At 48.0% G+C, this 16,795-nt stretch carries 17 protein-coding genes and 1 riboswitch; of the genes, 13 read left to right on the forward strand and 4 right to left on the reverse strand.

Translation table 11 applies throughout. The features are described from left to right. Positions 1-60: 60 nt before the first annotated feature. From ACETMN_RS07520 to ACETMN_RS07530, 3 genes are read left to right on the forward strand one after another with little or no spacing between them, the layout of a single operon-like run. The gene (locus tag ACETMN_RS07520; RefSeq protein WP_091015256.1) at positions 61-435 is read left to right on the forward strand and encodes a GntR family transcriptional regulator; all 375 of its coding nucleotides are present in this window, start codon (positions 61-63) and stop codon (positions 433-435) included. Positions 436-440: 5 nt separating this feature from the next. Then, positions 441-1,307: an ABC transporter ATP-binding protein gene (locus tag ACETMN_RS07525; RefSeq protein ID WP_091015254.1), complete on the forward strand. Its 867-nt coding sequence runs from the start codon at positions 441-443 to the stop codon at positions 1,305-1,307. Further along, positions 1,300-1,926 carry an ABC-2 transporter permease gene (locus tag ACETMN_RS07530; protein ID WP_149846399.1) on the forward strand — a complete coding sequence of 209 codons (627 nt, stop codon included), beginning with the start codon at positions 1,300-1,302 and terminating at the stop codon, positions 1,924-1,926. The genes ACETMN_RS07525 and ACETMN_RS07530 overlap by 8 nt, the downstream gene beginning before the upstream one ends. Before the next feature lie 140 nt (positions 1,927-2,066). Here ACETMN_RS07530 and ACETMN_RS07535 read toward each other — a convergent pair whose 3' ends face one another. Then, complete coding sequence (locus ACETMN_RS07535; RefSeq protein WP_223199878.1) at positions 2,067-3,488, reverse strand: PLP-dependent aminotransferase family protein; 1,422 nt, start codon at positions 3,486-3,488, stop codon at positions 2,067-2,069. Between the two features lie 120 nt (positions 3,489-3,608). Here ACETMN_RS07535 and ACETMN_RS07540 point away from each other — a divergent pair, with 120 nt between their 5' ends. Beyond that, positions 3,609-4,547: a DMT family transporter gene (locus ACETMN_RS07540; RefSeq protein ID WP_149846400.1), complete on the forward strand. Its 939-nt coding sequence runs from the start codon at positions 3,609-3,611 to the stop codon at positions 4,545-4,547. A 64-nt stretch (positions 4,548-4,611) separates the two neighbouring features. Here ACETMN_RS07540 and ACETMN_RS07545 read toward each other — a convergent pair whose 3' ends face one another. Then, a complete protein-coding gene (locus tag ACETMN_RS07545) occupies positions 4,612-5,181 on the reverse strand; it encodes a TetR/AcrR family transcriptional regulator (RefSeq protein WP_149846401.1) in 570 nt (189 codons plus the stop codon). 155 nt (positions 5,182-5,336) lie between these two features. Here ACETMN_RS07545 and ACETMN_RS07550 point away from each other — a divergent pair, with 155 nt between their 5' ends. Together ACETMN_RS07550 and ACETMN_RS07555 are read left to right on the forward strand one after the other, a co-directional pair. After that, positions 5,337-6,866, forward strand: a complete 1,530-nt coding sequence (locus tag ACETMN_RS07550) for an FAD-dependent oxidoreductase (protein WP_411735946.1) — start codon at positions 5,337-5,339, stop codon at positions 6,864-6,866. Between the two features lie 44 nt (positions 6,867-6,910). Beyond that, positions 6,911-7,090: a hypothetical protein gene (locus ACETMN_RS07555; protein ID WP_411735947.1), complete on the forward strand. Its 180-nt coding sequence runs from the start codon at positions 6,911-6,913 to the stop codon at positions 7,088-7,090. 114 nt (positions 7,091-7,204) lie between these two features. On the opposite strand, the gene ACETMN_RS07560 is transcribed toward ACETMN_RS07555, so the two are convergent. Further along, positions 7,205-8,008 (reverse strand): Cof-type HAD-IIB family hydrolase, encoded by an 804-nt coding sequence (locus ACETMN_RS07560; RefSeq protein WP_192134328.1) that lies wholly within the window; start codon positions 8,006-8,008, stop codon positions 7,205-7,207. Positions 8,009-8,287: 279 nt separating this feature from the next. Next, positions 8,288-9,292: a lipoate--protein ligase gene (locus ACETMN_RS07565; protein WP_411735948.1), complete on the reverse strand. Its 1,005-nt coding sequence runs from the start codon at positions 9,290-9,292 to the stop codon at positions 8,288-8,290. A 189-nt stretch (positions 9,293-9,481) separates the two neighbouring features. Between ACETMN_RS07565 and cobD the strand changes: the two genes are divergently transcribed. From cobD to ACETMN_RS07600, 7 genes are all read left to right on the forward strand, one after another. After that, positions 9,482-10,672: a threonine-phosphate decarboxylase CobD gene (cobD, locus tag ACETMN_RS07570; protein ID WP_411735949.1), complete on the forward strand. Its 1,191-nt coding sequence runs from the start codon at positions 9,482-9,484 to the stop codon at positions 10,670-10,672. Beyond that, a complete protein-coding gene (locus tag ACETMN_RS07575) occupies positions 10,669-11,499 on the forward strand; it encodes an adenosylcobinamide amidohydrolase (protein WP_341072692.1) in 831 nt (276 codons plus the stop codon). The genes cobD and ACETMN_RS07575 overlap by 4 nt, the downstream gene beginning before the upstream one ends. A 44-nt stretch (positions 11,500-11,543) precedes the next feature. Beyond that, a complete protein-coding gene (gene cbiB / locus ACETMN_RS07580; RefSeq protein WP_341074206.1) occupies positions 11,544-12,524 on the forward strand; it encodes an adenosylcobinamide-phosphate synthase CbiB in 981 nt (326 codons plus the stop codon). After that, positions 12,515-13,201 carry a histidine phosphatase family protein gene (locus ACETMN_RS07585; RefSeq protein ID WP_411735950.1) on the forward strand — a complete coding sequence of 229 codons (687 nt, stop codon included), beginning with the start codon at positions 12,515-12,517 and terminating at the stop codon, positions 13,199-13,201. The genes cbiB and ACETMN_RS07585 overlap by 10 nt, the downstream gene beginning before the upstream one ends. Before the next feature lie 182 nt (positions 13,202-13,383). Continuing rightward, a riboswitch (cobalamin riboswitch) is annotated at positions 13,384-13,502 on the forward strand. A 409-nt stretch (positions 13,503-13,911) separates the two neighbouring features. Continuing rightward, positions 13,912-14,910 (forward strand): ABC transporter substrate-binding protein, encoded by a 999-nt coding sequence (locus tag ACETMN_RS07590; RefSeq protein WP_210107441.1) that lies wholly within the window; start codon positions 13,912-13,914, stop codon positions 14,908-14,910. After that, positions 14,907-15,953 carry a FecCD family ABC transporter permease gene (locus ACETMN_RS07595; RefSeq protein WP_091015237.1) on the forward strand — a complete coding sequence of 349 codons (1,047 nt, stop codon included), beginning with the start codon at positions 14,907-14,909 and terminating at the stop codon, positions 15,951-15,953. Before ACETMN_RS07590 ends, ACETMN_RS07595 begins: the two co-directional genes overlap by 4 nt. Beyond that, positions 15,950-16,762, forward strand: a complete 813-nt coding sequence (locus ACETMN_RS07600) for an ABC transporter ATP-binding protein (protein WP_091015235.1) — start codon at positions 15,950-15,952, stop codon at positions 16,760-16,762. Before ACETMN_RS07595 ends, ACETMN_RS07600 begins: the two co-directional genes overlap by 4 nt. Positions 16,763-16,795: the final 33 nt, after the last annotated feature.

Genomic DNA, 16,795 nt, shown 5'->3' on the forward strand with positions numbered 1-16,795 from the left:
ATATTATATATATACACTATACCTACTGAAAACTACGTAACATCATTGAGGTGAGGAAAGATTAACATTTTAATATCGAACGCTTCGAGCGATCCGATCTACATGCAGATTTTAAATCAGATCAGACAGAGCATCTTGAGCGGAGAATTGGTTGCTGGAGATAGTCTTCCCTCCATTCGGCAACTCGCCAAGGATCTGCAAGTCAGTGTTATTACAACTAAACGTGTCTATGAAGAGCTGGAGAAGGAGAAGCTGATCGATTCAGTTGTAGGCAAAGGGAGCTTTGTATCCGGAGCCAATCAGGACTTTATTCGAGAGCGGCGGATGAAACAATTGGAAGAGAAGATGCTCGAAGTGATTCGTGAGAGCAGAGAACTGGGCATGAGTTCACAGGATGTAATCCATCATCTTACATTGTTGGTTGAGGAGGAATAAGCATAATGAACGCTATCGAATTACGTAATGTAACCAAAACGTATCCCTTATTTAAAGTGGATAATGTATCTCTTGATGTGAAAAAAGGATATATAACGGGACTTATTGGTCCGAATGGGGCGGGAAAGAGTACTTTGATCAAAATGATCACGGGTCTGATCCAGCCCGATAAGGGAAGCCTCAAGACACTGGGCAGTGAGATGCCCAATCAGGAAATTGATATCAAGCAACGCCTTGGCATTGTGTCCGATGAATGTTTTTACTATGAGCATCTAACGATCCGGGAAATGACACAAATGATCGCTCCTTTTTACACCAAATGGGATAATAAAGCGTTCAATGACTACTTGGATCAGTTCGAACTGTCTCCCAAAAAGAAAATTCAGGATCTGTCCAAAGGCATGAAGATCAAGTATTCTCTCGCCGTAGCTTTGTCGCATGAAGCAGATTTGCTGATTATGGATGAACCAACATCCGGGCTTGATCCTGTATTTAGGCGGGAACTGCTCGATCTGCTTGCAGATATGATACAGGACGAAACAAGGTCCATTATTTTCTCAACGCATATTACGACCGATCTGGAACGTATTGCAGACTACATTACGTTTATTCATCAAGGAAAACTGGTGTTCAATGAAGCCAAAGATGATGTGCTGGAAAGGTATACGATTGTAAAAGGGGATATGGATCTGCTTGATTCCGACATTCGGAAACATTTCATCGGAATACGCGAGACAGCCGTTGGTTTTGAAGCATTGTCGGATCATAAGGCAGAGGCAGAACGGTTATTTGCCAGCCTTGCTCTTTTACAAAGACCTACGTTGGAAGACCTCATTTATTTTACGGCGAAGGGAGGACGCAAATATGCTTAACTTGCTTCGTAAAGATTTCATTGTACTAAAAAGTTCACTGTGGACGATTGGGTTATACCTGGTGGTATTTAGTTTCGCCTTTATACCCCAGAGTGAAATGTCAATGTATTTTGTAGGCATCTACACAGCCTTTGGTTCGGTCATGCTGGCAACCATGATTGATATCAAGAACCATAATCACAATTTCCTGGTCACACTCCCCGTTAGCCGCAAACAGATTGTAAAAGCCAAGTACCTTTCTGCTATAATCTATACGTTATTCGGGGTACTCGCGTCGTTTGGAATTCACCAGCTTGTGAACCTGAATTATCCTGAACTGAACAAGCCGAATTATTCACTTAGGGATATTGTCATTGCCGTAGGTATGGTGCTTGTATTAGTTTCCATATACATGCCTCTTTTCTATGGACTTAGCAAAAAAGGTGCTGGTATCATCAATGCGATATTCATGGTCTGCATGATTATACTGGCGCAACCCGTTGCGTACCTCATGAGTATGGCCAACGAGAACGGTATGATTACCACAATGACAATGGCATTGGTTTCTGTAGGCATTATAGGTTTGTTTGTAGTGTCTTATCTTATTACGATCCGCTTGTTTGTAAGAAAAGACCTTTAAGCACAAAGCGGGTGCAGGTAGAGAATATAGAACACCAAAAGTAAAGTCGCCATAAGGCGACTTTTTTTGATGTAGCAGAGTGAGAGGGCAATTGCATTTGATATTCTTCGGAGTGATGACAGTTCCAGGAAATCCAAACCTTAGATTTCTTTTGCAAGCGTAATAAGCCTGCTCATGCCTTCCCGAATCTGCTGCTCATGTGCATAAGAGAAGGACAGGCGCAGCTTGCGACTGGCTGAATGATCCGAAGAATCAAATACGGTTCCGGGTACAAAGGCAACGGATTGTTCCATGCATCGGTGAAGTAGTCTCCCTGTATCCATACCCTCAGGAAGCTCTACCCAAAAGTTGAGTCCGCCCTCCGGCCGGGTCCACGTCCAGTCCGTTTCCAGCAGAGATTGTTCCATCACTTCCATCCGTAGCTGGATGGCGGTCCGCAGCTTGGACAGATGCTGATGCATACGTTCTGACTGAAAATAACGGAGAAAAAGCTTCTGGTTCAGAAGGGGTGTTCCATTATCTGTAAGTGATTTTACAGCCTGTAGTCCTGGCATGAAACGCTGACGGCATATGATGGCTGCAATCCGTAGCCCGGGTGCAACGTACTTGCTGTAACTGCGAATGTACAGCGTGTGTCCGGTGGTGTCATAGGTGAAAATCGGTGCAGGAGGTTTATCCTTAAAATAGATATCATAGGTGCTGTCGTCTTCCAGCAGAAAACAACCATACTGTTCTGCAAGTTCGGGTAATTGCTTGCGCTGTTCTACTGGAACATTAATGCCGGTTGGATTCTGAAAGGTCGGTGTCATATAAAAGAGGCGCGGCTTCTCACTCTTCATCAGATGTTTGATCTGCTCCAGATCATACCCGTCCGAGTGAATATCCGTAAAGATCAGACGAGCACCTTGTTTGCGGAAAATCTCCATTGCTGGTCCATACGTAGGCCGTTCCATCAACACCCGATCTCCGGGTTTGACCAGCGTCCGCGAGATGACGTCAATCGCTTGCTGGGCCCCCGAAGTAATGAGCACTTCGTCTGCAGAGAGATAGAAACGTTCTTTTTTTGTCAGATGGCTTGCCAGCGCACTTCGCAATTCCAGATCACCCTGAATTGTGGAATACGTTCCGAGCAAACGGGGATATTGATCTAGCAGATCACGCATTAGTTCACCCCAATACCGGTTGGGCAGCAAAGAGGGATCGATTAACGATTTGGAAAATTGGTATTCTGCTTCAAGGGACTGTACCCGTGCAAGTGAATCCCAATGCAGCCAGGCAGACACAGCGGGATCATCCGCCTGATCCGTTACTGAGAATGGAGTCGCTGGGCTGACATAATAGCCAGACTTATCCTTCACATAAACATTCCCACGTTCTTTTAACTCCTGATAGGCTTTGAAAACGGTCAGCCGATGTACGCCGAGTAGCTCGGACAGGCTTCGTACAGATGGCAGTTTTTCATGTTCTGCCCACTCTCCCGCTTCTATACGCACAACGAGATAATGGATTACTTGCTCATATAATTTCAGGCTGTTATCTGTCATCATCATGGTTCTGCCCACCCGGCTCACACTCCTTTTGAACTCTATTGTAACAGCTAATGGGAGAAAACTGTTCTGTTTTGTTCATTCTGTTCTGTAGACCATGAGATATGATGGAGAACAGATAAAGGAGTGGTTATCATGGTGGGGATTGCATTTACGGTTATGTGTCTTGTTTTCGGTACAACATTTCTGGCTATTAAAATTGGAGTAGAGGCAGGCATGCCGCCTTTTCTGTCAGCCGGATTGCGATTTGTAATCGCGGGAGCGCTGATGTTTGCATGGATGAGGATGAAGGGCAAAGTCAATATTTCCCTGCTGTGGCGTAAAGAAATGCTCATCACAGGTGCAGGACTGACGTTTGGTACATTCGCGACCTTATATTGGGCTGAACAATATGTGAGTTCGGGCGTTGGCGCAATTTTGTCAGCCACAGGTCCACTCATGATTATGCTGATGCAGACAGCTTTGTTGCGACAGAAGACATCTGCGCGCATGATTACCGGATGTCTAATCGGTTTTGCCGGAGTTGTGCTTGTGGTTCTGCCGGGTGTATCCATTGGTGGAAGTCCACTATGGCTATGGGGGTGTATTGCCGTTCTGGTGGGCGAAGTATGTTATTCTGCAGGTGCGATATATTCCAAGAAGGTTATAAATCAGTTCAAAGAAGCGAACCCCATTGCGATTAACGCAGTACAGATGATGTATGGGGGACTGCTGTTATCCCTGCTCTCGGTCGGAACGGAATCGTGGAATATGTCTGCTCTGGATTGGGTGCCTGCTGTCTCGTCGGTGATCTATCTGACTGTCATCGGCTCCATGGTGGGGCATAGTCTGTTCTATTGGATTATGTCGCGTACGAACCCGTTGTTTCCAGCAACATGGTTATACATTTCACCACCCATTGCCGTAGGGCTTGGTGCTGTTGTCTACGGTGAGCATGTCAGCTGGGTTACATGGATTGGTGTAGTGCTTGTCGTTTCAGGTCTGCTAGCGATGAATGAGAAGGTGAGCGGCTGGTTGAAGAAAAGAAGTCGTGCGAGGATGACAGTGCAGGCTTCCGAGTCTGTTTTAAAATAGGTAAAGTTTGAAGGTATGCAGCTCAATCTCAAAATCAGCCATTGATTTTAGGTTGAGCTGTTTGTTATTCCAACATGATATTCTCGTTAACCAGTAGGTAATAATATTCATCCATCTGTTCTGCCGTAACATTCTCTTCGAAATGTTGTATCCACCAGGTCACAAGTAAACGAATCACCCCCGAGTGAAACTCGGCTACCAATTCTATGGGAAGTGAAAATTGTTTACCTCTTCTCTTCAGTTCCAGAAAATCTCGTCTGAATATCTCTCCGATATAATGTATGAAAAAGTTGTTAAACCCCTCGTCTTTCTGTTGGTTCTGCACAATGGTCTCCAGTACATTTCCAAACAGAATTTTAGATACGCTTTGCAAAGGCTGATGCAGCCGCTCTTCTACATTAATGTGTAAATAATCCCGGAGGACCCAAGTTAGGGTGGAGGACAGTAGAACAAATTTATCCTTAAAATGTTTGTAAAACGTTGTTCGGTGAACCATAGCTTTGTCACATATTTCATTAATTGTGATGTTGCTGAATAGCTGGCCTTTCTCACATAACAGATCGAGTAGCGCCATCGTTAACAATTTATGAGTTCGGGTAACTCTCAAATCCAACTTTTTATCAATCATTTTCATCTACATCAGTTCCTTATTGTAGTTTAGCTATATAGTATCAACACTTTGATTCTTACATGATACGAGATTTCAAGTGTATATTGGTATTATAAGTAATTTTTTGATAGGGCTACAAGTGTAGATGAAATATGATGGATTAGAGAGGTGAAGTGGCGATGTCCGACATGAAAAAAGCTGTGGTAATTGGGGCAGGTATTGCAGGATTAATCACTGCAAGGATGTTATCTGATTATTATGATGAGGTATGTATCATTGAGCGAGATGAATTGCCTTCTGAGCCGGCGAATCGGCAGGGTGTTCCTCAGTCCTTTCATCCACATCGTGTATTACCGCGCGGCGGACTCATTCTGGAAAATTACTTTCCCGGATACAATGACGAATTGGTCGCGCTTGGTGCCATTCCTTCACATGAAGAGAAGTTTATGATTGCCAATCGCTACGGTACATTAGTTAATAAGGCGAATGCCGCTTCCTCATTCAAAATTGCATCGAGTAGCAGAGCCCTGCTGGAATGGGTAATGCGTCAGCGAGTCCAGAACATAGAACATATAAACTTCTTAACGAATACGGAAGTTACCGGGTTAATGACATCAGAAGATGAGCGTTCGATTACAGGCGTGTATACCAAAATAAGAGGCAGGGATAACCGGGAAGAAATGCTTGCAGCAGATATGGTTATTGATGCCTCGGGACGTTCTTCCAAATTGATCAAATGGCTTGAACAGATAGCGTTTTCCGTGCCTGAGCCGGAAGTGCTGAAGGTGTCGCTTGGTTACAGCACGCGCTATTATAAGATACCATCCTCTATTCAAAACGACTGGGGTACGGTGATAACAGAGTCCCATCCTGTGCAAGGAATTCGTGCAGGCATGTTGTGGCGCATTGAAAATGATATCGCTGGACTATTATTGTTCAACGCAGGAGGAGATGAATATCCTTCAACTCATCCGGATGAGTTCCAAGAGCAAATCAAACATCTGTTTGCTTCGGATGAAATCGTAGCGTTGGAAGAACAGCTGGAGCCTTTTCAAGGGCCGCGTGGATACCGTATTTCCGAGTCTGTCCGTCAACATTTTGAACTGATGGAGAATTGGCCCTCCGGATTACTCGTCCTTGGCGATGCATTTTGCAGCTTCGATCCGATCCATGGCCAAGGCATGACGGTCGCTGCAATTGAAGCCGAGACCCTAGCGAAATGTTTGGATGAGCAGCGAATGCATCCTGAGCCGCAGTTTGAGCGCCAAGTGTTGCTTCGTATGCAGCAGGCCATTGAACCGGCCTGGTGGCTTAGTTCTGTGGCCGATCTGCGTTGGAAAGGGGTCGAACATGTTGGACCTTCCCGAATGAAAGGGGTTGCGTTTGCTCAGAAGTATATAAACTTGTTTACTAAGCAGGCGATGAAAAAGGCGAGTCAGGAAAATAATAGACATCTCTTTTTTACCCAGTTCCTGATGAATGCTCTAATCCTTCCTCCGAGTGAATACTTTAAAGGTGAAATCCTGAACATGATCCTGAACGACAATGGTTCCGAAGAAGAAATGGAGTTAAGAGCAGAGCTTGGTGTCCAGGATCCGGAGTTGTTCCAGCAAAAAATAGATGAGATCATTCCGTCATTTCAACTGGAATTTGATGGGCAAATCAAGAAACTGCTGGAGTCTTTTCAGCATGCTGCCTTGAGCAAGTAAGACACTGAATAGTGGTGACTGAAGGTTCGGGGAGGAGGCAAAGCATGAAAGGAATTATTGCAAATTTCATAGCTAGCATTGTAGTCTCATTCATTGTATTTTTTATTGTTTTGTTTTTTGACGATGTTCCAGATACAGATCGTGTCCTCTTAGCTATGGCGATTACGATTTCACTACAATTATCTTTGATTACCGCATTGTTGCTCTCAAAACATAAAAAATAACAGAGAAATATACCTAATATAATCGTTTAAACAGGATAATGATCATATTTTTAAAATCAAAAAAACAGCCCTGCACGGCGAAATTCGCCGGACTGGGCTGTTCGTTGATCTTATTTACTCTGCGTTCAATACAAACTTCTCAATAACCTCTTTTACGCCATCTTCGTTATTGCTCGCCGTAATGTAGTCTGCCAGCTCTTTCAACGCAGGGATGGCATTCCCCATCGCTACACCAAGACCAGCAACTTCGAGCATTTCATGGTCGTTCCATGAGTCGCCGATGGCAATACACTCGCTGAGCTGGTGACCGAAGTGGTCTGCCAGGAACGTAAGGGCGTGGCCTTTAGTTCCTTCATTGTGCATAATCTCGAGGAAGTAAGGTTTGGATTTGGTGATATGCACTTGTGGTCCGAGCAATTCACGCAGTTCAACAGCAACCTTATCCAAGTAGTCAGGCTCATCGATAATAAGCAGCTTCGGTGTCTTCTGTTCGATGACTTTGATGAAATCAGATTCGATATAATATTGGGTGCCGTTTAGTTTGGCATAATCACGCAGCTTGTCGTTTTCCTCACGGGCATACAGCTTGTCGTCAATGTATGTTTGAAGGTGGAGATTGTTCTCCAGGCAGTAATCATACAATTTGCGGGAAGCTTCCTGTGGAACGTAACGCTCATAGAGGACTTTTTCGTCCAGCAGGTTTTTCACCAATGCGCCTTGATACGTAATGATCGGCACGTTAAGTCCGGTTTGACGAGCAAGCGCTTGTGCGGAAGCATAAGCACGTCCAGTCGCGAGTGTTACAGTTACACCATGGGCAACCGCTTGTTCCAGTGCTGTCTGTGTAGCAGGGGTAACTTCCTTGTTGTCGTTGATCAGGGTGTCATCAATGTCAATTGCAATCAATTTGTAGGTCATGTAAGTTTCTCTCCTTTTTATCTGTATCTATACCCGACTTTATTTATATCAGTTCAATATGAACGTTTTACACGAGAACGGAGAGGACAGAAAAAACCTGAAGAAGCAGAGCGTTCGCCTACAAGCTTTCTGCAAGAAAGCTACATCGGAAGCATACGCTATCACCGGATTTTCCCTTTCGAATAAGGGAATCAAAAAAATCTGGGGATAACAGCGATCGGAAGGTTATTCTGTCATCGGAGTGGCAGGTGTAAACATCCTTGGGTTGAACTTATATACCTACTCTTCCAGGAAAACAAGGCCAATAAAGTCTTCCAGCTCAAGGTTGCCGAAGTAATGTTTTACATCCAGGCCCTCAAGTGCAGTACGCACATCGGATTCCTCATAACGCTTGCCGCGCAGCATATTTTCGATATCCGCCACATCACCTACACCGAAGAAGTCGCCAAAGATTTTGATATCTTCGATATGTCCATCCTTAATGTTCATGCGCAGATCGATGATACCGACAGGGAATTTGCGAGTGTGCTTCACATTGCTTTCCGGAGACAAGCCATAGTTCCAGTCCCAGTTGTTATAACGCTCAGCAGAGATTTCCTTGATTTTGTCCCAGTCCTTATCAGTGAGCGTGTACTGTGGGACGTCCTGTGGCTCCATTCGGAAAATGTGACGTAACAACTCATCGCGAAACTGCTCAACCGTCAGGTTGGTGTCAATCAGATCCCGTATGTTGGCGACCCGGCTGCGCACGGACTTGGTGCTCTTGGATTTGAATTTCTCGGGATTGACGTTCAGGGAAGCCTGAACATGCTCCAGATTCAGATCAAACATCAAGGTGCCATGACTGAACATGCGCCCACGTGTGGAAAACTGAGCGTTGCCCGAAATTTTCTTTTCGCCCACTTGCAGATCATTACGCCCGGTCAACTCGGCATTTACACCAAGCTCGTGCAAAGCTTCAACGACAGGCTGGGTAAACTTGCGGAAATTGTGGAAGGATTGACCGTCATCCGCTGTAATAAAACTGAAATTCAGGTTGCCCAGATCGTGATATACCGCTCCGCCGCCCGAAAGACGACGAACCACCTGCACACCGTTATCCTGAACGTACTCGATATTAATTTCTTCAATTGTATTTTGGTGCTTTCCGATGATGATCGACGGACGGTTGATGTAGAACAGCAGATAGCTGTCATCCTCCATCGGCAGATGCTTCAGAATGTACTCCTCAATGGCAAGGTTTACAGAAGGATCTGTAATGCCCTGGTTGTCTACAAACAGCATGGTCATTCCTCCATTAATGTATGTGAGGGATTGCTAGTCCCTTATGTAGTGAAGCTTGTATATTAAAAGGAACCGAAATTCCTCTTCTATTGTAAACCAATTATGGTTGGGACACAAAGAAAACAGGATTGACCCACACCTCCCGTGCCATCCATAATAAAAAGGACAGACAGAAAGGATGACGGAAGAATGACCGGTTATATCGAAGTGTTCGGACATGGCGGGGACGTGGAGACAGCTGCGTCACGATTTGGGAGGGAAGCCGCTGATTTTCTGGATTTCAGTGCCAACATTAATCCGCTCGGTCCGCCCAGAGGGGTGCTGGAGGCTATACAGCAAGGATGGCAGTCGGTGATTCGGTATCCCGATCCGGCGCACCGGGGATTCAAAGCACTGCTGAGCGAGCGTCTTGGTGTGATGCAGGAGCAGATTTCCGTGGGCAACGGTGCAGCCGAAAGTATGGCGCTTATTCTACTGGGGCTCGCCCCGCGCAAGGTTGGTACGGTGGAACCGGGATTCTCGGAGTACCGCGCATTGGCCCGACAATTTGGTGCCGAGGTTGTGCATACAGAGGGCAAAGAAGAGCTGGCGTGGCGAGCAGAACCCAAGGACATCGAGCAACTCATGGACAAGGTAGACCTGCTCTTCCTCGGTCAGCCCAACAATCCAAACGGTGTACAATATCCGCTTGAGGTATTGCAAAGGCTTGCCCGCAAAGCGGAAGAAACGGGAACCGTACTTGTCATTGACGAGGCCTTTATGGATTTTATTCCGGTAAACCGGCGTCAGTCCCTGGCAGCACATCTGAGCGACTATCCGAATGTAATCATCATTCGTTCGATGACGAAGTTTTATGCCATTCCGGGCTTGCGTCTCGGATATGCTTTGGGCCGTGCCGAATATATTCAGGCGATGACAAAGAAACAGGTGACCTGGAGTGTCAACGGTCTGGCGCTTATGGCAGGTGAAGCCTGTCTGCGCAGTGGAGAACGGTACGAACAGGAGACCCTATCACAGATCACGCGGGGACGGGAACATCTCATCGCTGGACTGCAGGCGTATGGATGTGCGGTGACACCGGGAGAAGCGAACTTTATTCTGGCACGTGTTCCAGCGCCTTGGACAGCAGCATCCATGCAGGAGGCGCTGGGCCAAAGGGGCATTCTGATTCGCAGCTGTGCCATGTATCCGGGGCTTGACAAAGGGCATGTTCGTTTCGCGGTCAAGGATGCAGATGCCAATGCTACATTACTCGAAGTGCTGGGCAGCGTGCTGGAAAGTAAGGGATATCCGAATGCTGATCAGACCTCCATTCATGAATCAAGTCAGCAGGAGCAGACGAAAGATTCGGAACAGGAACAGGGAGGGAAGCGGCAGTGACACTCCCGTTTTATAATTATTTTGCTAATGGAAAAACAGACGAAAATGAATATGTGTCCTCTTCCTGGCCGGGACTGAACATATCTGCACATGAACGACATATCAAAGCACAGAGCCCAAGGGCTGCCCAAGCGTTGTCGAGTGCGGTATATGGCGGTGGGATGTTAGAACTGGATCGCATATTTAATATCTATGTGGATAGGCATTACCGCTGTGAAGATCCGCCTCGTGATATCGAACAGGCACTGAACGAATGGCAAGAGCCACGGGATCAATGTGCCGGATTACTGACAGCCGTAAGGCTGGAGCATACCTCCGTTCAGGAATATACAAGTGATGAATTTGGTCTTCTGTGCTGTACCACTGCGGGTGTATCAAATGCAGCACGCGCGGGGTCGGAGAGAACGGTATTTGATGCGGCGGGAAATAAGACGATGGCTTCCGGCAGGGACCACTCTTCTCCTTCAGCACGGAATCTAACCATGCAGCCCTATGTCCCGGGTACAATTAACATCATGCTCTGGTTGAATGGACGCATGACCACCGGGGCGATGGTGAATGCGGTACAGACGGCGGTGGAAGCCAAAGCGGCAGCGCTGGCAGATGCAGGTGTTCTGGATTCGGAGAACGGGTTGCCCGCCACGGGCACCACAACCGATGCCATTGTGTTTGCGGTACGTCAGGCAGTGGATGAACCACAACCAAAGATCACGTATGCCGGGACGGCGACTACGGCAGGGGCGGCGATTGGCAGATTGGTATACGACACGGTGACGGAGAGCCTTCAGGTCGGACTGTTATGGAAAGAGAGGATCAGGCAAAAATGACTTTTGAGGTAGAGCATCTATGGACTTGGCCACTCTGGACAGGCATGGCGGGAGCCTGGATTATTATACTGTCTTACCTGTTGGACCGATGTATCGGAGATCCGCGCTGGATTCCCCATCCGGTGATTGGCATGGGAAAAGGAATCTCGGCGTTGGAGCGTGTCATTCGCTCGCTTGTGAACACAGATTCGGGGCTGAAGAGAGCAGGGGTGTTGTTCCCAATTGTGATTGCGGGAGGTTCCTTTGCCATCACTTGGGGACTCGTATATGTGCTTGGGTTGATTCATCCTGTCATTGCGGCGGCAGCTGAAGTGGTGCTCATCGCCACGACCATTGCTTCAAAAGGGCTGAAGGATGCAGGTATGGAAGTGTATCGTCATCTAAAGCAGCAGGATTGGCCGGCTGCCAGACGTTCACTGGGCATGATTGTTGGACGTGATACAGCGCATCTGGATGAACCGGAGGTTGTGCGGGGAACGGTTGAGACGGTTGCCGAAAATATCGTGGATGCCATTGTATCCCCGTTATTCTATGCGCTCATTGGAGGTGCTCCGTTAGCCATGGCTTATCGCGCCGTCAACACATTGGATTCCATGGTCGGATATAAAAATGACAAGTATCTGCATCTTGGCTGGGCATCGGCCCGTCTGGATGATGTGGCGAACTGGATACCTGCGCGACTGACCGCGATGCTGTTAATTGTGGGTGCCTGGGTCATGAAGCTGGACGCCAAAGGAGCAGCACGCATGGTCGCACGGGATGCAAGACTACATCCAAGTCCGAATAGCGGTTTTCCCGAATCAGCGGTAGCTGGAGCACTGGGCATCCGGCTTGGCGGACATAACGTGTATCACGGAGTTGCTTCATTTCGTGCCTACATGGGCGAGGCAATAAGGCCGATGGAAGCCGAGGATATTGTGCAAACGTCACGTCTGATGTTCTGGTCGGCAGGGGCTTTTGTGGTACTATGCGTGTTCATAACGCTGGGAGTGTGGCTGGCAGGAGGGACGCTGTTATGGCCGTAAATGAAGAGAATGCAGGCAATGAAGTACATAGGGATCAACCCGGGCCGCTGAAACGAAACATCCTGTGGGTCCGTCATGGGACAACGCTGTGGAATCTGGAAAAAAGATACCTGGGGCATACCGACATCGGTCTGCTGCCAAATGCCAAAGAAGAACTGGCTCCGCTTCATGAACAATTGAGATGTGTTTCGTGGCACGAGGTATATTGCAGTGATCTGCTTCGCTGTCGGCAGACGCTGGAACAGATTCTTCCTGATGCCATCGGACAGGTGAAGTTCGACTCACGTCTGCGCGAGAATGATTTTGGAGAGTGGGAAGGGCTGACGTATGATCAGCTCAAGGATAACCCTGTGTACCGAAGCTGGATTGATGCGCCACAGGAGGTCACTCCGCCTGGAGGGGAATCGTGGCAGGAGTTTACCGGACGGTTGGATTCCTTTCTCCAAGAGATGTTGTTGGAGGGTCGTCCTTCGATGCACGTTGATGAGGGGAGCGAGTCAACCATAGTTGTGGTTACGCATGGTGGTGTCATCCGGTATGCCTTGTCCCGTCTGATTGCCGGGCTTGGATTCTGGGATACACATGTTGTCCCAGGACAGGCGATTCAGGTTCAGCTTGATCAACAGGGGAATGAGTGGTTTGGCAGCATAGTGACTTTTCCGCCGATCGGGTTGTAAGGATGTACAATATACCCTATAATCACAACAGAAGTGTGACTTCAGCATGGATACAGATACGCTGCAGGCAGTGAAGCCTGAACGAGTATGCAACATGCAGAAATTACACGGCAATGATTTACCATATCAGCGACCAAGGGTCCCGCGTGTGAAGGCTGTGTTCATGGCAGATTATTAGTACGAGTCGTGAAACACACAAGGGTGAAATGGGGAAGCCGGTGCAAATCCGGCACGGTCCCGCCACTGTAAAACAGGATGATTCCTGTAAGTCAGGTTACCTGCCCTGGACGTACAAACCGGTGTTCCTTCGAGGAAAGGACAGCGTTTCGGGCTATTCTATGCGCATGGACAACCCTTGGTTGAACATGTACAGATTGCCATATGCGAGACGTCATCCCTGATCCTGTATGTAAGGATTAGGGATTTTTTATTGTTCATGTAAGATAAATGAGTCCAATTTTACACGAGGTCACTACGATTGCAGTACCATCTTCCGATCGCTGTTATCCCCAGATTTTTTTGATTCCCTTTTCGAAAGGGAAAATCCGGTGATAAAGGCGAACACTTCGTTTCTTCAGATCGGTTCTGCACTCTCCGTTAACGTGTAAATGTTGAGTTCAAATCTTGTATAGGAACACCAAGACATGGGGAGTAAGAGTTCGAGCACGATGCAAGAAAATAGCGCAAATAGAGAAGGGGAGAATAACAGAATGAATTTTAAAAATTGGAAAAGCGTAGCGTCCCTGCTAAGTGCAGCGGCACTCGCACTGGCTTTGGCCGGATGTGGAAATGCAACAACAAACGAGGGCACAGGTACTTCACAGCAACCGGCACAGGAGCAGTCCCAAAGCCAGGCGCAGACGGACCTCAAAACACAATATCCACTTACCGTTACGGATGCAACGGGTGAATCGTTTACCTTTGAAAAGGCACCGGCCAAAATCGTATCCGTGTCTCCGGCTGAGACGGAATCCCTGTTTGCCCTTGGATTGGACGATCAAATCGTTGGTGTATCCGACTATGACGATTATCCGGAAGCGGCAACAACCAAAGCTAAAATGGGCGGTATTACCAAGCCCAATGAAGAGTCCATTATTGCCGCTGAAGCCGACATTGTCTTCACAGGCATCTCGATGAGCGAGGATGCGGTGAAAAAGCTGCGCGAACTGGGCATTACCATTTTCAAAACGGATCCTAAATCCATTGACGATGTGATGAACAATATCGAAACCTTCGGTAAAATCACCGATCATCAGGAAAAAGCACAAGAAATCATCACCCAGATGAAACAGGACGTGACGGATGTAACCGAAGCGGTGAAGGCAGTTAAACCGGAAGATAAGAAAAAAGTATACGTTGAATTCTCCCCAGGCTGGTCGGTAGGTAAAGGTGAGTTCATGGACGAACTGATCACTGTAGCCGGAGGAACTAATATCGCTTCAGACGAAGAAGGCTGGTACCAAATCAATGAAGAGAATGTGATTGCCTCCAACCCCGATGTGATCCTGTATGCCAACGATGTGATTGATGAAAACTCGAAAACACTGGATCAGATCATCAAGGCGCGCAGCGGCTGGGATCAAATTACGGCTGTGAAAAATGACGCGGTTATTGGCCTGGATGCCAACCTGCTGAGCCGTCCGGGTCCACGTGTAACTCAAGGGTTGAAAGAAGTAGCCAAAGCGATCTACCCTGACTTGTTCCAATGAGTAAAAAGCTGATCCTGTTCGGAACGACGGGCATGGTGCTGCTGGTGCTCACCGTGCTCATCTGCACGGGCATTGGTTCAGTAGCGTTGCCGATCCGGGATATTGCAGGCATCCTGATTCACAAAATTCCCTGGGTGGGCGATTGGATTACACCGGATTGGAATAGGGCAGCCGAACAGATTATCTGGAAAGTCAGATTCCCACGTGTACTGCTTGCCGTGCTCGTGGGCGCATCGTTGGCGATTGCCGGTACGGGATTCCAGGGGGTTCTTCGGAACCCACTGGCAGACCCGTTCACCCTGGGCGTGTCATCCGGTGCTTCGGTGGGTGCAGCCTTTCTGATTTTCTTCGGATTGCAGTATGCACTGATCGGAATCTGGACGTTGCCACTGGTGGCGTTTTTGACGGGTGTAATTACGTTATGGTTTGTTATGGCACTGGCTCGTGAAGGGCGTAAAATACCTACACACAGCCTCATTCTGGCTGGTGTGGTCATGCAAAGTTTCCTGGGCGCAGTTGTTTCCTTCCTGTCGACCATGTCGAAACAAACGATTAATGAAATTATATACTGGACGATGGGAAGTCTGGCACTGCGTGGGTGGTCGTATACGGCCATCCTTTTCCCGTATTTTCTGTTAGGGCTGGTCTTTCTCTGGAGCCGCGCACGCTCGTTGAATGTGCTTGCACTGGGAGAACGTCAAGCGGCACATATCGGGATCGGGGTGGACAGACTCAAGCTGTCGGTACTGGCAGTTGGCACACTGCTGACCGCAGGTGCTGTCTCTGTATCGGGTGTCATCGGATTCGTTGGATTGGTGATCCCCCATATGTTGCGACTGCTGGTGGGACCGGATTACCGACTGCTGGTACCTTTGTCTGCCATTGGTGGAGCGATCTTCATGGTGTGGGCCGATACCATCGCAAGGTCGTTGCTGGCGCCAACTGAAATTCCGCTCGGTGTTGTCACCGCCTTTGTTGGTGCGCCGTTCTTTGCTTACCTGCTGCACCGGAACAAAAAGTTGCAGAAGGGGATGATGCCATGAATTCCAGTACCAGTTCCAACTCGACTTCACTTATCTCCATTAAGGGAGCAGGGAAGTCATATGGCAATCATCAGGCACTGCGCAATGTAGACTGGCATGTTGGCGAAGGTGACTGGTGGGGAGTTGTCGGGCCAAACGGCAGCGGCAAGTCCACCCTGATCCAGCTTATTGCCGGAACGGAACAGTTAAGCGAAGGTCAGATCCGTATCGATGGTCGAGACATTGGCTCTTACAGCCGTAAGGACCTGTCGCGCATGATCGCTGTATTGCAACAGGATGGCTTGCCACCCATCTCCTATCCTGTACGAGACGTGGTGGAGATGGGGCGATATCCATACCAGAACTGGCTGGGGCGGGAAGTGGGCGATGGGGCACTTGTGGTGGACAGAGTGCTTGAAGACCTGGGATTGACTGAGCTGGCGGACAGACCGCTGGATGCACTCAGCGGCGGGCAACGTCAGCGGGTCGCACTAGCCAAAGTTATGGCTCAGGAGCCGAGGTTACTACTGCTGGACGAGCCAACCACGTTTCTGGATATTAAATATCAATTGCAATTCATGGAATTGTTATCGGCATGGCGACAGAGAAATAACATTACGATTGTGGCTGTGCTGCATGATCTGAATCTGGCCGCGTTATTTTGCGATCACATTCTGGCGCTGCGTGAGGGCATTGCGGTTGGAAAGGGCACGCCTCATACGTTAATCAACGATGAGAATATTCAGGACATATTTCGCGTCAAACCCGCAATTGTTTCCCATCCCGACCATGCCATACCTCAACTGCTACTGCGGCGGGACATCGATTAAATGAAGCGGGGCAACACATATATTGATGAAGGA

This window comes from Paenibacillus sp. M2, assembly GCF_046713495.1.
In the GTDB taxonomy this organism is placed as follows: Bacteria; Bacillota; Bacilli; order Paenibacillales; family Paenibacillaceae; genus Paenibacillus; species Paenibacillus amylolyticus_B.